The organism is Erwinia sp. B116, from assembly GCF_002865965.1.
Lineage (GTDB): Bacteria > Pseudomonadota > Gammaproteobacteria > Enterobacterales > Enterobacteriaceae > Erwinia.
In genome coordinates, this window is the sequence record NZ_JRZZ01000055.1 from 1 (window position 1) to 16,846 (window position 16,846).

Annotated in this window: 12 protein-coding genes and 1 pseudogene; 9 read left to right on the top strand and 4 right to left on the bottom strand. The window is 61.1% G+C overall.

The window, feature by feature from the left end; genetic code table 11:
* Nucleotides 1-890 (bottom strand): MFS transporter (locus tag NV64_RS21200; protein ID WP_101506712.1); only part of this gene is annotated, 890 nt, incomplete at its 3' end.
* 275 nt (nt 891-1,165) lie between these two features.
* Here NV64_RS21200 and NV64_RS21205 point away from each other — a divergent pair.
* The 5 genes from NV64_RS21205 to NV64_RS21225 all read left to right on the top strand — a co-directional run bounded on the left by NV64_RS21205 (nt 1,166) and on the right by NV64_RS21225 (nt 7,408).
* Nucleotides 1,166-1,870 (top strand): ABC transporter ATP-binding protein, encoded by a 705-nt coding sequence (locus NV64_RS21205; protein WP_056232702.1) that lies wholly within the window; start codon nt 1,166-1,168, stop codon nt 1,868-1,870.
* Nucleotides 1,867-2,841, top strand: coding sequence for an ABC transporter substrate-binding protein (locus NV64_RS21210; protein WP_369878921.1), 975 nt, complete (start codon nt 1,867-1,869; stop codon nt 2,839-2,841). The genes NV64_RS21205 and NV64_RS21210 overlap by 4 nt, the downstream gene beginning before the upstream one ends.
* A gap of 50 nt (nt 2,842-2,891) precedes the next feature.
* Nucleotides 2,892-4,562, top strand: coding sequence for an iron ABC transporter permease (locus NV64_RS21215; protein WP_101506714.1), 1,671 nt, complete (start codon nt 2,892-2,894; stop codon nt 4,560-4,562).
* A 123-nt stretch (nt 4,563-4,685) separates the two neighbouring features.
* Nucleotides 4,686-5,720 carry an AI-2E family transporter gene (locus NV64_RS21220; RefSeq protein WP_056232708.1) on the top strand — a complete coding sequence of 345 codons (1,035 nt, stop codon included), beginning with the start codon at nt 4,686-4,688 and terminating at the stop codon, nt 5,718-5,720.
* Between the two features lie 122 nt (nt 5,721-5,842).
* Entirely contained in the window at nt 5,843-7,408 is a 1,566-nt protein-coding gene (locus NV64_RS21225; protein ID WP_056232710.1) for an EAL domain-containing protein, read from the top strand.
* Here NV64_RS21225 and NV64_RS21230 read toward each other — a convergent pair.
* Nucleotides 7,405-7,710 (bottom strand): hypothetical protein, encoded by a 306-nt coding sequence (locus NV64_RS21230; RefSeq protein ID WP_056232712.1) that lies wholly within the window; start codon nt 7,708-7,710, stop codon nt 7,405-7,407. The two genes, NV64_RS21225 and NV64_RS21230, sit on opposite strands and share 4 nt — an antisense overlap.
* A gap of 417 nt (nt 7,711-8,127) precedes the next feature.
* Here NV64_RS21230 and proP point away from each other — a divergent pair, with 417 nt between their 5' ends.
* From proP to NV64_RS21250, 4 genes are all read left to right on the top strand, one after another.
* Nucleotides 8,128-9,633 (top strand): glycine betaine/L-proline transporter ProP, encoded by a 1,506-nt coding sequence (gene proP, locus NV64_RS21235; RefSeq protein WP_056232714.1) that lies wholly within the window; start codon nt 8,128-8,130, stop codon nt 9,631-9,633.
* A 698-nt stretch (nt 9,634-10,331) separates the two neighbouring features.
* Nucleotides 10,332-11,348, top strand: coding sequence for an NAD(P)-dependent alcohol dehydrogenase (locus NV64_RS21240; RefSeq protein WP_056232716.1), 1,017 nt, complete (start codon nt 10,332-10,334; stop codon nt 11,346-11,348).
* 521 nt (nt 11,349-11,869) lie between these two features.
* Entirely contained in the window at nt 11,870-14,014 is a 2,145-nt protein-coding gene (fhuE, locus tag NV64_RS21245) for a ferric-rhodotorulic acid/ferric-coprogen receptor FhuE (RefSeq protein ID WP_101506715.1), read from the top strand.
* 133 nt (nt 14,015-14,147) lie between these two features.
* Nucleotides 14,148-15,209 carry a diguanylate cyclase gene (locus NV64_RS21250; RefSeq protein WP_101506716.1) on the top strand — a complete coding sequence of 354 codons (1,062 nt, stop codon included), beginning with the start codon at nt 14,148-14,150 and terminating at the stop codon, nt 15,207-15,209.
* Between the two features lie 164 nt (nt 15,210-15,373).
* Here NV64_RS21250 and NV64_RS21255 read toward each other — a convergent pair whose 3' ends face one another.
* Both NV64_RS21255 and NV64_RS24260 read right to left on the bottom strand, forming a co-directional pair.
* Nucleotides 15,374-16,663 (bottom strand): FAD-binding oxidoreductase, encoded by a 1,290-nt coding sequence (locus NV64_RS21255; RefSeq protein WP_056232722.1) that lies wholly within the window; start codon nt 16,661-16,663, stop codon nt 15,374-15,376.
* Nucleotides 16,664-16,698: 35 nt separating this feature from the next.
* Nucleotides 16,699-16,846, bottom strand: a pseudogene (locus NV64_RS24260) (RidA family protein); the annotation flags it as partial.

The following is a 16,846-nucleotide window of genomic DNA, read 5'->3' on the forward strand; positions in this document are numbered from 1 at the left end:
AACAGCCCCGCCGCCTCCACCGCAAAACAGACCAGCGCCACCTTCAGCCCGCCAAACCGCGTAATCGCATTCGGAAACAGCAGACGGGTGCCGACAAAGGCTACGCTGAACAGCGTCAGCGCAAAAGCCGCCCCGTCCCAGCCCCGCGCCTGGTAAAACAGGGTGATAAAGGTGGCAATCACCCCAAAGCCTACCGACCCCATCGCCAGCAGCACGCCGTAGCCCCACACCCTGCCTAAGACCGCACGGAACGGCAGCGGCTTGCCCTTACTGCTCTTCACCTGCGGCCTCGGCAGCGCCAGCAGCATTGCCGTCAGGGAAATCAGGCAGATCGCCGCCGCCAGCAACAGCAGCCCGCCCCGCTGGTAAATCACCACGCCGAGCGGTGCGCCGATCGCCATCGCCCCGTAGGTGCAGATGCCGTTCCATGAAATCACCCGGCCAATATGCGCGGAGCCGACCACCCCCACGCCCCACAGGCTGGCACCGGTGCCGGCAAAACTCTGCCCGACGCCCAGCACCAGCCGCCCGAGGCACAGCAGCAGCAGGCTGAGCAGCGGCACCGCGCTGCTGAACGCGGCCAGCGCATAGCACAGGCCGCAGATCAGCGTACCGGCCAGCCCGGCCACCACCACCTTTTTCGGCCCCCACAGATCGGCATAGCGCCCGGCGTGCGGACGGCTGAGCAGGGTGGAAAAGTACTGCAGGCTGATCACCAGCCCGGCCCAGAAGGCGCTGTAGCCCATTACGTCATGCACGTAGCCGGGCAGCACCGCCAGCGGCAGGCCAATGGTCAGATAGCTGGCGAAGTTAAACATCACGACGGAGAGAATACGCAGGTTCAGGCGCAGGCCACTGAGTGCCGCATCGGCGGCGGGCTGGTCAGACATGAAAATTACGGCTCGCAAGGCAAAAAATGGACGAATTACCAATATACCGCAGGCATTTCGTGCTGCCCGTCTTTTAATCGCAACGTTTCGTTTCAGCCGCATAGCGCCACACAACCGTCATAAAGTCGCCATAAAGCCCCCCTATACTCGGCCGCTCAAGTCCCAAAGAGGATAAACAATATGTCTGGCTCACTGAATTTCCTTCAGCTGAGCGCGAACCGACGGCCGCTGCCGTCGGCAGCACGGCTACACCCGCACGGCCGCGAGGTGATCCTGTGACGCGCTCCCCTGTCTCCGTGGTTTTCAACGGCATCAGCTATGCCTTTGGCAGCCATCAGGTACTGAATCACATCGATCTCAGGGTTGAACCCGGCAGCATCGTCGCGCTGCTCGGCCCCTCCGGCTGCGGCAAAAGCACGCTGCTGAAGCTGCTGGCCGGCCTGCTGCAGCCGCAGCAGGGCACGCTGCACTTCGGCGATCGGCTGATTGCCAGCGACCAGTTCAGCACCCCGCCAGAACAGCGTGACCTCGGCATGGTGTTCCAGGACTACGCGCTGTGGCCGCATATGAGCGTGGCGCAGAACGTGGCCTTTCCGCTGCTGATGCGCCGCGTGCCGACGCAGGAACGCCAGCAGCGTGTCATCACCGCGCTGGACCGCGTTGGCCTCGCTGACTTCGCTGGCCGCCGGCCGTCCGATCTCTCCGGCGGCCAGCAGCAGCGCGTGGCGCTGGCGCGGGCGATTATCGCCGAGCCGAAAATCCTGCTGTTCGACGAACCGCTTTCCAACCTCGACCGCGACCTGCGCGAGTCGCTGTGCGTGGAGATGGCCAACCTGCTGCGTCAGCTCGGCACCACTGCCGTGTATGTCACTCACGATCGCCATGAGGCCGAAATCCTGGCGGACCGCATCGTCTGGCTCTCCGTCGGTACCGTTTCTGCCATTCAAACCGTTACACCACTCTCCGGGGAACCCGTATGAAATTGTTTAATCCGATTAAGACAGGAGCCGTATTCGCGATGCTGTTCACTTCCGGCATGATGATCACCGATGCCAGTGCCCTGACCGTCTATACCGCCGGCCCGGGCTCGCTGGCCAAAAGCCTGGCCACAGGCTATGAAAAACAGACCGGCGTTAAGGTCAATATCTTCCAGGCCACCACCGGCAAGGTGATGGCGCGGCTGGAGGCCGAGCAGGCCAATCCGCAGGCCGACGTGCTGATCTCCGCCTCATGGGATACGGCAGAAGAGCTGCAGCAGCGCGGCTGGCTGCTGCCGTACCAGAGTAACAACGCGGCGAAGGTGCCGGCGGAATTCAAAACCGACCACTACGTTGCCCAAGGGATCTCCGCGCTGGGCATCGTCTGGAACACTAAAAGCGGCACCCCGGAGCCGAAAGAGTGGGCCGATCTGACCACCGACGCCTTTAAAGATCGTGTCACCACCCCCGATCCGTCACTGTCCGGGGCCTCGCTTGACCTGCTGATCGGCCTGCAGAACAGCATGGGCGATCGCGCCTGGCAGCTGTTCGCCAGGCTGAAGGATAACGGCATGGCGATCGCCGGGCCAAACGCCCAGGCGCTGACCCCGGTGCTGCAGGGGGCCAAAGCCGCGGTGTTTGGCGCGGTGGATTACGTTACCTACGCCAGCATTCAGCAGGGTGAAGCGGTGAAGGTGATCTTCCCGGCCAGCGGCACCGTGGTCGCGCCGCGCCCGATGATGATCCTGAAAAGCAGCCAGCACGCCGCCGATGCGCAGGCCTTTATCGACTATGTGCTCTCTGAAGAGGGGCAAAAAGCCGTGGCTGATGCCTGGCTGATGCCGGCACGCACCGACGTCGGTGCGCAGCGTCCGCTGATTAGCGACCTGAACATTCTGCCGGCGCAGGCCGGCGGCAGCGCTGACCGCGGCTCGGTACTGCAACGTTTCGCCGCGCTGTTCAGCAAGTCTTAACCCTCCCGGGTGGCGCAGCCGCGCCACCCCGCCTTTCAGGACGCTTACCGGTGAAACCTCGTTTACTTCCGCTACTGACCGTGGCGCTGCTGGTGCTGCTGGTCGCCCTGCCGCTGCTGTTTATTCTGCTGCAGGCCATCTTCCCGCATCTCTCCGCAGGCTCGCTGGACGGCGCCTTCAGCGCCCTTCCGGCGCTGCTTAGCGATCCCGAACTGCCGGCGCTGCTCGGCGGTACGCTCAGCGTTGGCCTGAGCGTGGCGCTGTTCAGCGCGCTGCTCGGCGTGCCGCTCGGCATCCTGCGCGGCCTGTTTACGCTGCCGCTGGCGCGTACCTGGGATCTGCTGATGCTGGTGCCGTTCTTCACCCCACCCTACATCGCCGCGCTGAGCTGGACGCTGGCGCTGCAGCATAACGGCTACCTGATGCAGCTGGGCGGCCCGGACCTCAACGATCTGCTGTTCAGCCGCACCGGCATTGCGCTGGTGATGACGCTGAATATCTTCCCGGTGGTCTACTTTGCCGTCTCGCGCAGCCTGCTGGCCAGCGGGCAACGGCTGGCCACCGTCGCCCGGGTGCACGGCGCCACGCCGCTACGCGCCTTCCGCCACGTGACGCTGCCGATGCTGCTGCCGGCGCTGGCCGCCGGAGTGCTGCTGGCCTTTACCCTGGCGATTGAAGAGTACGGCGTGCCCGCCGCGCTCGGTTCCCGCGCCGGAGTGGTGATGCTGACCACCGGCATCGAACAGCGGCTGGCCGACTGGCCGATCGACCTGCCCGGCTCTTCGCTGCTCTCCGTGCTGCTGGTGGCGGTGGCGCTGGCCGCCTTTGCCCTGCAACGTAAGCTGGTCGGTAATAAAGAAGTCACCAGCATTACCGGCAAACCGGCCGACGTCAGCAGCTGCGGACTGGGCGTGTGGCGCGGCCCAGCGCTGGTACTGTTTACGCTGGTGGCGCTGCTGGTCGTGGCGCTGCCGGCCGGCAGCATGCTGCTCAGCGCGCTGCTCTCCACCCTCTCCGGCGGCCTGCAATGGAGCAATCTGACGCTGCGCCACTTCGCCGCGCTGTTCGCCCTGCATGGCGATGCGCTCGGCGCGCTCTCCACCAGCCTCGGGCTGGCGCTGGCCTCATCGCTGATCGCCGGGCTGCTCGGCTTCCTCGCGGCCTGGCTGGTGGTGATGCAGCGCATTCGCGGCGCGGTGTGGATTGACGGGCTGTCGCTGCTGCCCGCCTCGCTGCCGGGCATCGTGGTCGGCGTCGGGCTGATCCTGCTGTGGAACCAGCCGTTCTGGCCGGTAACCCCCTATAACAGCTGGGGGATCCTGCTGCTCTCCTACTGCTGCCTGCTGCTGCCGTGGCCGGTACGCTACGTCGGCAGCGCGCTGCGCCAGCTCGGCGGCAACCTGGAGCCGGCGGCGAGGGTACACGGCGCCAGCGTCTGGCTGGCGCTGCGCCACGTGGTACTGCCGCTGGTGTTTCCCAGCCTGCTGGCGTCGATGCTGATGGTGTTTGCCATCGCCTCGCGCGAGCTGGTGACCTCGCTGCTGCTGGCCCCGGCCGGCACCCAGACCGTCTCGGTGTTTATCTGGCGGCAGTTCGAGCAGGGATCGGTGGGCCAGGGAATGGCGATGGCAACAGTTGCCATCGTCAGCGGGCTGGGACTGATGCTGAGCGCGCTGGCGTTAATGCAGCGGCGGGCGGCGGCAGAATCGCGAAGGTTCTGAAAAGCGTCCGGTTCCCGGTGCAGTCGCTACAATTAGAGTTTCTCCCGTCGGGCGCCATTGTCGAAGACATTCAGCCCGATGGGACAGGCTCTTACCGAGCACCGACAGCGACAGGGAACGATAATGAGTGCAAATCCGCAGGAGAAGATCGGCCAGAACATACTGCTGAAGCTGGCCACGCTGGTGGTGATCCTGGCCGGCGTCCGGCTGGCGTCTGAGGTGGTCGTCCCCTTTCTGCTGGCGCTGTTCTTAGCCATCGTCCTCAACCCGTTGGTCACTACGCTGATGCGCCGCGGCGTTCGGCGCGGCATGGCGATCGGGCTGGTGATGCTGGTGATGATGTGCGTGCTGCTGCTGCTCGGCGGCATGATCGCCAGCTCTGCCGATGAGTTCAGCGAGGTCTACCCGCTGCTGCAGGCGCAGGCGGAGCAGAAGCTGGCGGTGGTGCAGCACTTTGCCGCGCGCTTCCATATCAATATCTCCAGCGAATATCTGGCGCGGCGGCTGGATCCTAACGCGCTGATGGCCTTTGCCACCACCCTGTTCAGCCAGATTTCCGGTGCAATGACCCGCATCGTGCTGGTGATGATGACGGTGGTGTTTATGCTGTTTGAAGTGCATCACCTGCCTTACAAACTGCGCAATGCGCTGGTTAATCCCCAGATCCGCATCGCCGGGCTGCACCGGGCGCTGAAGGGCGTTACCCACTACCTGGCGCTGAAGACCCTGATCGGCCTGCTGACCGGGGTGGCCGTCTGGCTGACGCTGCTGGCTCTCGACGTGAAGTTCGCGCTGCTGTGGGGGGCAATCGCCTTTCTGCTTAACTACATTCCGAATATCGGCCCGGTGATCGCCGGCATTCCTCCGGTACTGCAGGCGCTGCTGCTGAATACGCCGCTGGAGGCCGGGCTGGTGGCCACGCTGTTTATTCTGATCCACCTGGTACTGGGTAATTTCCTGGAACCGCGGGTGATGGGCCGCGGGCTGGGGCTGTCGAGCCTGGTGGTGTTTCTGTCGCTGATTTTCTGGGGCTGGCTGCTGGGGCCGGTGGGCATGCTGCTGTCGGTACCGCTGACCAGCGTCTGTAAAATTCTGATGGAGACCACCCCGGGCGGCGGCAAGCTGGCGATCCTGCTGGGCAACGGTCGGCCGTCCTGAGCACCGGCGGCGGCGTTTTTTCTGCCGCCGCAGCCACAGCATAAAGTTTCCCTGCTACCATAGCCGCAGGTATTGCCACCGGTCATGACAGACTGCGCCCTCGGCGCTCACAGGGGAACCGCTTGCACCGATCAATCAAATCCAGTAAGAGCATACTCTGCCTGTTGTTCGCCGGGCAGTTGCCGCTGCTGCTGTGCCTGGTTTTTACCTTTATCGAGGCCAGGCAGATCGTTAAGCGCCAGCTGGAGATCACCGCCACCATGTTGCTGACCCAGGCCGATCACATCAGCGACCAGGCCTGGACGATGAATGACCGGCTGCGCCAGTTCAGCACCCGCGACTGCCCGGAGGTTAAATCCACGTTGCAGCAGTTCGGTACCCTCTACCCCTATTTCCGCTCGATCGGCCTGACCCAGAATGACGAGATCTACTGTTCATCAGCCTACGGCGAGCTGCCCAGTACGCTGGAACGGATGATCCGCCGCCCGCTTCCCGCCCTGCATAAGGCGTGGTGGACCCTGTCGCTGGCGGGAACCGCCGGGGTGCTCGACCGGCCGGCGGTGCTGTTTATGCGTGAAACCCCGGATGCCTTTGGCACCTATGCGCTGGTTGACGGCCAGTATCTGATCGACGTTATGCGCGCGGCGGGGGACAGCCGTAACTACCGCATCGCCCTGCAGTTTGGTGACGGGTATCGCATCGTCAGCGACGATCGCCGGGACAGGCCGCAGGGCTGGGCCGTCCACACGCTGAATGCCAGCTCGCAACGCTATCCGATCGGCATCAGCCTGAGCGCCCCACCCGAGCAACTGCTGAAGAACTGGTATCAGGCGCTGCTCACCTTCCTGCCGATGGCGGTGATCTTCTCGCTGCTGGCCGTCACCCTGACCCGCAGCTGGCTGCAGCGCAGACATTCATTTGGTGATGAGATCTACCAGGGGCTTAAACGCCGCGAATTCAGCGTGGTCTATCAGCCGGTGGGCAACCTTAACAGCGGCGAGCCGGGCGGGGTCGAAGCGCTGATGCGCTGGCAGCGTAAAGACGGCAGTTGGGTGCGGCCGGATATCTTTATCGCGGCGGCGGAAGCCGAAGGCCTGATTATCCCGTTAACCCGCTACCTGCTGGACAGTATTGTGGCAGAGAGTGCCCACTGGCGGGTGGCACCCGGTTTTCATCTTGGGGTCAACGTGGCGGCGGAACATCTGCAGCACCCGGAGTTTATCGCGGATATCCGGCGCTTTGCCGCCGGCGTTGCCCGAATGCAGCCCTCGATTACCCTTGAACTGACCGAGCGCAGCCTGATTGAGGATGGCACAGCCGTGGCGCTAAAGCTGGCGCAGCTGCGCAGTGAGGGTATTCGTATCGCGATTGATGACTTTGGTACCGGCCACAGCTCAATGGCCTACCTGCACACCTTCCCGCTCGACTACCTGAAGATTGACCGCGGCTTTGTCAGCGCGATTGATGCTGCCGATGCCAACACGCCAATCCTTGACGCCATCATCCGGATGGCGCACGGCCTGCAGCTGCAGGTGGTGGCCGAAGGAGTGGAGGATGAAACCCAGCTGCGCTATCTGCAGCAGCACGGCGTGGCCTTTATTCAGGGCTACTATTACGCCCGCCCGATGAACAGCGAGGCGCTGATGCAGTGGCTACAGCAGCCCGGCGAGCTGTTAAAGCCGCGTTAACGGCGGCGTTTGTCGACCGCGCGCAGGGCAACATCCACCGCGTCCTCGGCCACCAGTGCCGCCGGTGGCGACTCCGCGCCGCCAGCCCGCTGTCGCGCCGCCATACGCTGGTTAATGCGCGCCAGCGTCGGCATCAGTTCGTCGCTGGGCAGCACATAACCCTCCTGCGGCGCTGGCACCGCTTTGCCGACCCGCATCGGCGCGTTTTCTGGCTGCCGGTGTGAATACGTTAAATTTTCTTCAATACTGTGCTGCATATTCAGCCAGTGATTCTGGAAAGCTATCTGTTTTTTATTATCCATTCACTCTCCCCCAAAAGCGCGGCAAGAGTATTACCGATCGTTTTCAAGGGATCAAGCCGTCTGATTAAATAACCCTCTGTTATATCTGCAATTAACAATAGGTAAGCAGTCCTTATCAATTCACTGAGTAAATCCTAAAAAATACCCCACTATCGTCAGATATGCTGAGGGTCAGCTGGCCAAAAAACAGCGTAATTCACTGTCATGGCTAGGAATATTCCGAATCTAATAAGGCGAACCGCAAAAGCCACGATATACTAAAAGATGGCGAAGTTTGCCACGCAGGACATTATGCCCGCGAAGCTGATTGCGGAACCTGGGTGGAAAGGCGTTTTCGCCGGTGGACAGGCAGACCGAACAGGCCAACCACAACAGACAATTTATGTTTGAATAACAGATAATTACAGGGTGCTTTATATGAAATTACGTAGGAAGCGTGTCAAACCAATCGGGTTAAAAGACGTCACCATCATTGATGACGCCAGGCTGCGTAAGGCGATTACCGCCGCCTCGTTAGGTAATGCCATGGAGTGGTTCGACTTTGGTGTTTACGGCTTTGTTGCCTATGCGCTGGGCCAGGTGTTTTTCCCCGGAGCCGATCCCGGCGTGCAGATGATTGCCGCGCTGGCCACCTTCTCGGTGCCATTCTTAATTCGCCCGCTGGGCGGTCTGTTCTTTGGTGCGCTGGGTGATAAATACGGCCGCCAGAAGATCCTCTCGATTACCATCATCATTATGTCGGTCAGTACCTTCTGTATCGGCCTGATCCCGTCCCACGCCTCGATTGGTATCTGGGCACCGATCCTGCTGCTGCTGTGTAAAATGGCACAGGGTTTCTCGGTGGGCGGCGAATATACCGGTGCCTCAATCTTCGTGGCGGAATACTCCCCGGACCGTAAACGCGGCTTTATGGGCAGCTGGCTGGACTTCGGCTCGATTGCCGGCTTCGTGCTCGGCGCCGGGCTGGTGGTGCTGATCTCCACCGTGGTCGGGGAAGCGAAGTTCCTCGACTGGGGCTGGCGTATTCCGTTCTTCGTCGCGCTGCCGCTGGGCATTATCGGCCTCTACCTGCGCCACGCGCTGGAAGAGACCCCGGCCTTCCAGCAGCACGTGGACAAGCTTGAGCAGGGTGACCGCGAAGGTCTTGCCGACGGCCCGAAAGTGTCGTTTAAAGAGATCGCCACCAAACACTGGCGCAGCCTGCTGGCCTGCGTGGGGCTGGTAATTGCCACCAACGTCACCTACTACATGCTGCTGACCTACATGCCGAGCTACCTGTCGCATAACCTGCACTACTCGGAAGATCACGGCGTGATGATCATCATCGCCATCATGCTGGGCATGCTGTTTGTGCAGCCGGTAATGGGCCTGATGAGTGACAAATTTGGCCGTCGTCCGTTTGTGATTATCGGCAGTATCGCGCTGCTGGTCATGGCAGTACCCTGCTTTATGCTGATTAACAGCGGCGTGATGGGGCTGATTTTCGCCGGCCTGCTGATTCTGGCGGTGATCCTCAACAGCTTCACCGGGGTAATGGCCTCGACGCTGCCGGCAATGTTCCCGACCCATATCCGCTACAGCGCGCTGGCCAGTGCCTTTAATATCTCAGTGCTGATCGCCGGCCTGACGCCAACCCTGGCGGCCTGGCTGGTGGAAGCCACCAGCAACCTCTATATGCCGGCTTACTACCTGATGGTGGTGGCGGTGATTGGCCTGGTGACCGGCGTGATGATGAAGGAAACGGCAAACAAACCGCTGCGCGGTGCCACCCCTGCCGCCTCGGATATGGCCGAAGCGAAGGAGATCCTGCACGAGCACTACGACAACATCGAGCAGAAAATTGAGGATATCAACGAGCAGATCGCCGAACTGGAAACCAAACGTTCGCGCCTGATCGACCAGCATCCGCGCATTAACGAGTAAACGAAAAAAGACGGGGTGGTGACGCCCCGTCTTGATTCCAGTTCCGTCTGCTACACGCGTCCGGTCAGCTGCCTGAAGGCAACGATAATCTGCACGCCGGCCAGCAGGATCTGCATGACCAGTAAAATGCCTGTCAGAGTTATCACTGAGCGCACTCCTTTTACTAAGGAGAGCGCTACAGATCGCTGATGTCTTTGGGCTTCCCTCGCAATCTGCGTCTTGTAGGTGACGCAAGCAGCACTCAACAGGTGGAGACATACCAGACGCGGCACCACCCGGTATCTGGCTGGGAGAAATCTTAGAGCAATCAAGCGCTAACCCCTGTTAAGTCACTACTGCAACGCATTGCCTACCGCCTTGATTACATCAGAGGATTGTCTGTTTTACAACCAACAAACTTGACCAAAGAGATAAAATCGCTTATTTTCTAATCCGTAGGTGACGCAAGCAGCTGCGGTCGCAATTTCCGGTTTATTATCACGTTGATAGTCAAACAGGACTGGCCGCAATTTCCTCCCCCGGCCACCAACCGGCGCAGGAACAGAAAAAAGGGTCTGACTTTGAGTCAGGCTCTTTTTTTTGCCTGAAATTTCCCCGGTCAGCCCCCCAGATGAACAGCACGTGCGGTGAAATTCCGGAAATCAGCTTAAAAGCGGCTAAACTTACGCCTTAATAACCGTTTATCTGAGGTATCACGAGTGAAAATCAAAAGCTACGCAGCACTGGAAGCCGGTCAGGCACTGCAACCCTGGGAGTACGATCCGGGCGCCCTGGCAGCAGAAGAGGTTGAAGTTGAGGTGGAGTACTGCGGCGTCTGTCACTCTGATCTGTCGATGATCGACAATGAATGGGGCATTTCGCAGTATCCGACCATCGCCGGACACGAGGTGATTGGCCGGGTCAGCGCGCTGGGCGACGCGGCGCAGAACAAGGGGCTGAAAGTGGGCCAGCGCGTCGGCATCGGCTGGACGGCGAAAAGCTGCCAGCACTGCGACTCCTGTATTAACGGTGAGCAGGTTAACTGCGAGAACGGCAGCACGCCAACCATCCTTAACCACGGTGGCTTCGCCGAGAAGCTGCGCGCCGACTGGCAGTGGGTGATCCCGCTGCCGGAGAATCTGGATGCGGCCAGCGCCGGCCCGCTGCTGTGCGGCGGCATTACCGTCTTCAAACCGCTGCTGATGAGCAACATCACCGCCACCAGCCGCGTGGCGGTGATCGGCATCGGCGGCCTTGGCCATATCGCCATCAAACTGCTGCACGCGCTGGGCGCTGAAGTGGTGGCGTTCAGCTCCACGCCATCCAAAAAGCAGTCGATCCTGGATATGGGCGCGGACGAAGTGGTCAACAGCCGCGATCCGGAAGCGCTGAAGGCGCTGGCCGGCCGTTTCGACCTGGTGCTGAGCACCGTGGCCGTCGATCTCGACTGGAAACCCTACTTCGATGCGCTGGCACCGAAGGGCAAGTTCCACACCGTCGGTGCGGTGATGAAGCCGTTCCAGGTCAGCGCTTTCGACCTGATTATGGGCGACAAAGCGATCACCGGTTCCTCTACCGGCTCGCCGGGGCAGCTGCGCTCGCTGCTGAAGCTGGCGGCACGCCGCGATATCGCGCCGCAGGTGGAGTTCTTCCCGATGTCAAAAATCAACGAGGCGCTGGATCACGTACGCGCCGGTAAGGCCAACTTCCGCGTGGTGCTGAAAGCGGATTTCTGACGGTTCGGTCAGCCGGTTATGACGCCCGGCTGGCCCTGCAGCGTTAACCCGTTCTGAGACGACACCGGTCAGGTTAGCAGGCGTAAAGCGCACGTTTTCCCTGGCCGGTGTCGTTGCCAGACCGGTCGGGTTCCCTGTACATCGGGACATTGCGCGATCCGGCTCACGTCAGCCCCTACCTCCGTGATGGTTGCTCAGCATCCACGACAGAACTCCCCTTCAGGCAGAACGTGCAGTCACACCCTGGTAACCTTTATAACACCCGTAAATCCGGAACTTTTTGACATCATTACTGTCGCTATCCTCCAAAAATCGTTTATAGTCACTGCCGGAATGCATATAGTTCTCATTCTTGTTGTTATTCCAGGTTAGTGATTGCGGTGCAGAACGCGCCGCCAGAGCGCCTCACCGGTTTATTGAGGGAATAATCAGACGGCCAGGTCCCGTGAATCTGGCAACGCGTTTCGCGCGCGCGGTGCAGGGTGTCGTAAAAAAAATCCAATAAAATACGAGGCTTCACCGTGTCTTCATCCCGTACCTCTGCTGGTTTACACCGGTTCACCCCCTCTTTCGCCGCCCTGCTGGTGCTCTCAGCCCTGCAGCCTGCCGTTGCCGCTACCGTGAGCAATGAACAGGAAAAAACGCTGACGGTTGAAGCCTCAGCCACGGCCCAGGCCGACCAGGCGAGCAGCGATTACAGCGTGCCGGTGACCTCCAGCAATATCGGCACCAAAATGCCGCTGGCGCTGCGCGATATCCCGCAGTCGGTCTCGATCATCAGCAAACAGCGCATTCAGGATCAGAACCTGACCACCATCGGCGACGTGCTGAACAACACCACCGGCGTCTCGGCTTACAGCATCGACTCCGAGCGCGTCTCGTTCTGGTCGCGCGGCAATCTGATTAATAACTACCTGTTTGACGGCGTGCCGACCATCGTTGACAGCATCTGGGATTTTGGTGAAACCGCGGGCGATACGGCGATCTTCGACCGTGTCGAAGTGATTCGTGGTGCTAATGCCCTGAGCACCGGTTCCGGCTACCCATCGGCCGCGGTCAATATGGTGCGTAAGCACGCTGACAGCAAGGTCATCACCGGCAGCCTGAGCGCGGAAACCGGCAGCTGGGACAAGCAGCGCTATGTCGGTGACGTAAGCGTACCGTTAAATGAGACCGGCAGCGTACGTGCCCGCGCCATCGGCGGCTATGAAGAAGGTGACAGCTGGCTGGACCGCTACCACAAGCGTAAACGTTTCCTGACCACGCTACTGGATGCCGATATCACCGATTCGACGACGCTGACGCTGGGCTGGGACTATCAGTCAACCGAAACCCGCGACCCGACCTGGGGCGGACTGCCGGTGTTTTACAGCGACGGTAGCCGTACCCACTTCGACCGGAGCTTTAACACCGCTTCAGACTGGGCGTACAGTGATAAAGAGTCCAACAAGGTCTACGCCAGCCTGGTGCAGAAATTTGATAATGGCTGGCAGGCACAGGTTAACGGCTCTCACGGTAAAACCACCTTTGATACCCTGCAGATGTATCCGTGGGGCTTCCCGGATAAATCTACCGGTGCCGGTGTCTATGCGCTGAACGGCTGGAACAAGGGTACGCGTAAAACAGACTCCGTAGATCTTTACGCTAATGGCCCGTTTGAGCTATTCGGACGTAACCATGAGCTGATGCTCGGCGGCAGCTACAGCAAACAGGACAACTACTTCTTTAACACCTCATCGGACGGCGTGCTGATTGGTGACTTCAATAACTGGAACGGCAGCATTCCGCAAGGCACCTACGCTGACTGGAAGGTGGAAAGCGACGACACTATCCGCCAGAAGTCACTGTACAGCGCCGCCCGCTTCTCGCTGGCCGATCCGCTGTCGCTGCTGGTGGGCGCACGCTATACCCAGTGGGCGGCACACGGCACCACCGGCAACAAAGAGAACGACAAGATCGCGCCTTACGCCGGCCTGACTTACGACCTTAACGATACGTACTCGGTTTATGCCAGCTATACCAGCATCTTCCAGCCGAACAATGTCCGCAGCATTGAGGCGAAGTATCTGGAACCGACGAAGGGTAAAAGCTACGAGACCGGTATCAAAGGCGACTGGAACAACAGCCGCCTGACGGCCAACCTGTCGCTGTTCCGCACCGAGCAGAACAACCTGGGCGTGAATACCTACGCCTACGTTCCTGGTACGACCGAATACGCATGGAAGTCCGTTGATTCCGTTACCCGCGGCGTGGAGTTCGAAGTCAACGGTGCGCTGACCGATAACTGGCAGATGACCTTCGGCGCATCGCGTTACATCGCCGAAGAACGTAACGGCACTGCCGTTTCTCCGCAGCTGCCACGCACGACGGCGAAACTGTTCACCAGTTATCGTCTACCGATGCTACAGGATCTGACCGTCGGCGGCGGCGTCAACTGGCAGAACCAGAGCTGGCAGGACGTCACCGGCCCTACGGGGAGCGAACACCTGGTGCAGGGCAGCTATGCGCTGGTTAACCTGTTCAGCCGCTATCAGGTCACTAAACAGCTCTCCGTACAGGCCAACGTCAATAACCTGTTCGACAAAGAGTATTACGCCTATCTCGGCGATTACGGCCTTTACGGCGCACCGCGCAGCGTTTCGGTCTCCGCAAACTATAACTTCTGATGCGTTAAACGCTTAACATCACGATCGGCCCACCAGCGGGCCGATCATTGTTCCAGTTTGTGATAAATATTCATCCGCAGCGGGCACATTTCCCGATACACTGCGCTATCGACAGCTCATCCGTTGTGACACCATGCACTACTATTCACCTGACCATAACCAGCTTGCCCTGCGATCGACACGTTTCGTGCGCCGCATGTTTGCCATGCGTCAGCTCGGCACATTTCTGTGCTTTATGCCCATTCTCTCGGTGCTGACCGAACTGCAGCGCGGGTGGCCCTTTTACCTGCTGCTGGCGATCAACGCCTTTGTCTGGCCGTGGCTGGCTTACCGTCAGGCGCTCTCCTCGCCGGATCCGACCGGCAGCGAAAAACGCAATCTGACCCTTGATGCCGCTTTTGGCGGGCTGTGGGTCGGCATGATGTCGCTCAGCCCGATGCCGTCACTGATTGTGATGGCGGTGCTGGCCTCCGATCGCTATGCCGCAGGGGGCTGGCCGCAGCTGAAACCGGCAGTGCAGGCTTTCCTGCTGGTGTTCCTGTTTGCATGGCTCGGCAGCGGTATGCACTGGCAGGGTAGCTTCAGCACCCGCACCGTCTGGCTGACGCTACCGCTGGCCGCTGGCTATATACTGGTGCTGAGCGCCGTCTCTTACCAGCTGACGCTGAGCCTGCGGCGTAAAAACCGCGAACTGGAACGTATCTCGCTGATGGATCCCAGCCTGGAGATCCCCAACCGCCGGCTGTTTGACCGCCGTCTGCAGAGCGAGTTTTTACGCAGCCGCCGTAAAGAGAGCCGCGCCTGGCTGCTGCTGCTGGACGTGGATAACTTCAAGCAGGTGAACGACACCTGGGGGCACGCCGCCGGGGATTTCCTGCTGGCCGAGATCTCCGCGCTGCTGCGTAATTCGGTGGGGCCGACAGATATTCCGGCCCGCTTCGGCGGGGATGAACTGGGGGTGATCGTGCGTGATGCCGATGAAACCAGCGTGCTGATCCTCGCCACCACCCTGCAGGAAAAAATCAGTTGTCTGCGGCTGCCCGGCGCATCCGAACTGCACTGTTCGATCAGCATCGGCATCGCCGCCGCCAGCGAAGCCGAAACGCTGCAACACTGGCTGAGCCACGCCGACCGCGCGCTTTACCACGTAAAACGCAGCGGCCGTAACGCCATTCATATCTGGCGACCGGAGTAATATCCCGCCCTGAAACCTTTATGCCTGCGCATGTGCCTGTGCCTGTGCCTGTGCCTGTGCCTGTGCCTGTGCCTGTGCCTGTGCCTGTGCCTGTGCCTGTGCCTGTGCAGACAGGCTGTCAGCCGCAGCGCAGCACAGGCCAGCGTTTGTTCACCCGTTTTCCTTCAGCGATCGACGCGGTACGGGGCCGGGTCGATCAGCGGGGTGCTGTCCGTCACCAGATCCGCCGCCAGCTGCCCGGCCGCCGGTGAGGTGCCGAAGCCGTGGCCGGAAAAGCCGGTCGCCACGGTCAGCCCCGGCAGCGCTGCCACCGCGCCGATATACGGATTTGAATCCGGCGTCACATCAATCACCCCGGCCCAGGCCTCTGCCAGCTGCGCCTGCTTAAACACTGGCCAGGCAGCGCACAGGTTCGTTATGGCTTCCTGATTCAGTGCGGCATTCGCCGCCGGGTCAAGCGTACGCACCCGTTCAAAAGGTGAAAGGCGGTCGGCCCGCCAGCGGCGGGCCAGCGCCAGATCGCGAATAAACGGCCTGCCCAGCGAAATACGCAGTGCGCTGCGCTGGGCACGCAGCTGCGGCAGATAACGGCTGCCCAGCAGCAGGTGATCCAGCGTCAGCGCGGCGTCCAGCGCACCGCGCTGGGTGACGATAAAGCCGCCGTCGATATGCTTACGGAAGGAGAAGTCAGGTGCGCCCACGGCGATCTCCGTCGGCCCGGCCAGCGGCCGGGTGCGCATCACCGTGCAGATCAGCGGCAGCGTCGCCAGCGACACGCCGTGGTTGCCCAGAAAACGTCGGGACCAGACACCGCCCGCCAGCAGCACCCGCTCGCAGCGAATTTCACCCTGCTCGGTCACCACCCCCGACACCCGTCCGGCCGACAGCGCCAGCGCACGCACCGCACAGTGTTCCACCACCACCGCTCCCCGGGCGATCGCCGCGCTGGCGATGGCGCTGGCGGCACGCGTGGGTTCGGCACGGCCGTCGGACGGCGTATAAATCCCGCCGGCCCACGGCTCCTGCCCCTCGGGTACCAGGCCGTTAATCTGCTGACGGCTGAGCAGACGTGAATCCAGCCCGAGATGCGCCACCGACTGCAGCCAGCGCTCATGTACCGCCAGCTGCGCCTCGCTGCGTGAGGTAAACATGATCCCCGCCTGACGATAACCCACATCGCTACCGGTACGTTCATTCATCTCCGCCCACAGGCGATCGGCGGCCAGCGCCAGCGGAATATCCTCCGCCAGCCGGCTGGTTTTGCGCACCCAGCCGAGATTGCGCGAAGACTGCTCCCCGGCAAGGTGGCCTTTTTCCAGCACCACCACCGGAATATTGCGTTCGGCCAGCGTCAGCGCTGCGGTCAGGCCGACGATGCCACCGCCGATAATCACCACCGTGGTGGCAGAAGGAAAACCGGCCGATGTCTTCACCGGCGTAATAACTGGAGCCATAGTATGACCTTATTGATCGGTGAGAAATGAAGCCGCTACCCCACAACCTTTTCCTGTACTGCCGCACTGCCCGCACCGCGGTAAGCGGTCACTTCAATCTCTACCTTGTATTCGGCCGCGCCCAGCGGCGGGCTGGTGATGGTGGTCGCCGGGTTAATACCGCGGTATTTCTCACCCAGCACC

Bases quoted from the DNA above. Each gene is read 5' to 3' on its own strand.
- NV64_RS21210 (WP_369878921.1), top strand. From the start codon at position 1,867: ATGAAATTGTTTAATCCGATTAAGACAGGAGCCGTATTCGCGATGCTG.
- NV64_RS21220 (WP_056232708.1), top strand. From the start codon at position 4,686: ATGAGTGCAAATCCGCAGGAGAAGATCGGCCAGAACATACTGCTGAAG.
- NV64_RS21230 (WP_056232712.1), bottom strand. From the start codon at position 7,710: ATGGATAATAAAAAACAGATAGCTTTCCAGAATCACTGGCTGAATATG.
- proP (WP_056232714.1), top strand. From the start codon at position 8,128: ATGAAATTACGTAGGAAGCGTGTCAAACCAATCGGGTTAAAAGACGTC.
- NV64_RS21250 (WP_101506716.1), top strand. From the start codon at position 14,148: ATGCACTACTATTCACCTGACCATAACCAGCTTGCCCTGCGATCGACA.
- NV64_RS21255 (WP_056232722.1), bottom strand. From the start codon at position 16,663: ATGGCTCCAGTTATTACGCCGGTGAAGACATCGGCCGGTTTTCCTTCT.